Below are 1,330 nucleotides of genomic sequence, written 5' to 3'. Positions count from 1 at the left end.
GTTAGGGTATGCCTCAATCTGACGGCTGCGAACCGCCAGGGACAGGCGCAATGTCAGATTCTGTCGCGGCCTTGGCGCGTGCCTGGAAGCGTTCATAGCAATCCAGCCCGCAGAAATGTTCGACGTATTCCGCGCCTTCCGGGGTGAAGGCGGCATCGAGCGGAATTTCTTTGCAGCATACGCAGCAGGTGGTGCAACTGGCAGTGTTCGGGGCGTTTGCGTTCATGGTGGTACTCCTCCAGATTGGTAGCGAAGCTCAAAGCTGCCCACTCTCGGCTGGCTGGGAAGCGGTCATGATCTTCCCTTGAAGGCCCGCAGCAGCCGCGTCACAGACAGGACAAACAAGCCGGTCAGCGTGAGGGCTGCAATACCCCAGTGCTCCCCGATGAACGCGCCGGCCGTCGTGCCGGCTAGCACAATGGCGAGAATCGGCAAATGGCAGGGACAGGTGAGCACGGCCAGCGCGCCCCACAAGTAGCCGGTGATCGGTTTGTGCGTCTCAGACGGCAAGTGCTCTGGGCTGTTCATGGCAGACTCTCCGCGTGCTGTGCCGGTTCGGTTGGCATGGCGGCCAGTTGCATTTCGAGGCTGGCCAGGGCCTCGCGCCGACGCTCGACGAGTTGCCGCAACACGGCAAGCTGCGCAGACGCACCGTCACCGTCCGCAGCATCCAGCGCCCGGCACAGCCGCGCCAGTGCGTCCAGGCCGATACCCGCTTCGAAGGCAGCCCGTACAAAGCGCAGCCGTTGCAACGCGGTGTCATCGAACAAGCCGTAGCCGCCCGTGGTGTACGCGACCGGCCGTAGCAATCCGCGCAGCAGGTAGTCGCGCACGATATGCACGCTCACCCCGGCATCAAGGGCCAGCCGGGACACTGTGTAGGCGCTCATTGAACACCTCCTTTTCCTCATCCGGCGCAGCACGAAAGCTGCTTCACGTCCTTGCTGAAGGTCTGCGCCGCGAGCTTCAGCCCTTCGACCATGGTCAGGTAGGGGAACAATTGGTCGGCCAGTTCCTGCACGGTCATACGGTTGCGAATGGCGAGCACCGCCGTCTGGATCAGTTCACCCGCTTCCGGGGCCACCGCTTGCACGCCGATGAGCCGTCCGCTACCTTCCTCGATGACCAGCTTGATGAAGCCGCGTGTGTCGAAGTTGGCAAGCGCACGCGGCACGTTATCCAGTGTTAGCAGGCGACTGTCGGTCTCGATCCCGTCGTGATGTGCTTCCGCCTCGCTGTAGCCCACGGTGGCGACCTGCGGGTCGGTGAACACCACGGCCGGCATTGCGGTCAGGTCCAGGGCCGCATCGCCGCCAGTCATGTTGATCGC

The 1,330-nt window shown here is 63.3% G+C and carries 4 protein-coding genes; all 4 read right to left on the bottom strand.

The window, feature by feature from the left end; genetic code table 11:
* Positions 1-13: 13 nt before the first annotated feature.
* Positions 14-226: a DUF3330 domain-containing protein gene (locus LZP96_RS23875; RefSeq protein WP_000993245.1), complete on the bottom strand. Its 213-nt coding sequence runs from the start codon at positions 224-226 to the stop codon at positions 14-16.
* A gap of 65 nt (positions 227-291) precedes the next feature.
* Positions 292-528: a broad-spectrum mercury transporter MerE gene (gene merE / locus LZP96_RS23870; RefSeq protein ID WP_001087807.1), complete on the bottom strand. Its 237-nt coding sequence runs from the start codon at positions 526-528 to the stop codon at positions 292-294.
* The gene (gene merD, locus LZP96_RS23865; protein WP_001277466.1) at positions 525-890 is read right to left on the bottom strand and encodes a mercury resistance co-regulator MerD; all 366 of its coding nucleotides are present in this window, start codon (positions 888-890) and stop codon (positions 525-527) included. The genes merE and merD overlap by 4 nt, the downstream gene beginning before the upstream one ends.
* Before the next feature lie 17 nt (positions 891-907).
* On the bottom strand, positions 908-1,330 hold a 423-nt coding region (locus LZP96_RS23860; protein WP_497212762.1), incomplete at its 5' end, for an oxidoreductase dimerization domain-containing protein.

Source organism: Huaxiibacter chinensis (assembly GCF_022171985.1).
Classification (GTDB): domain Bacteria; phylum Pseudomonadota; class Gammaproteobacteria; order Enterobacterales; family Enterobacteriaceae; genus Enterobacter; species Enterobacter chinensis_A.
Note: the sequence above shows the minus strand (reverse complement) of the source record. Positions and strands in the feature narration are given on the sequence as shown.

Bases quoted from the DNA above. Each gene is read 5' to 3' on its own strand.
- LZP96_RS23875 (WP_000993245.1), bottom strand. From the start codon at position 226: ATGAACGCAAACGCCCCGAACACTGCCAGTTGCACCACCTGCTGCGTA.
- merE (WP_001087807.1), bottom strand. From the start codon at position 528: ATGAACAGCCCAGAGCACTTGCCGTCTGAGACGCACAAACCGATCACC.
- merD (WP_001277466.1), bottom strand. From the start codon at position 890: ATGAGCGCCTACACAGTGTCCCGGCTGGCCCTTGATGCCGGGGTGAGC.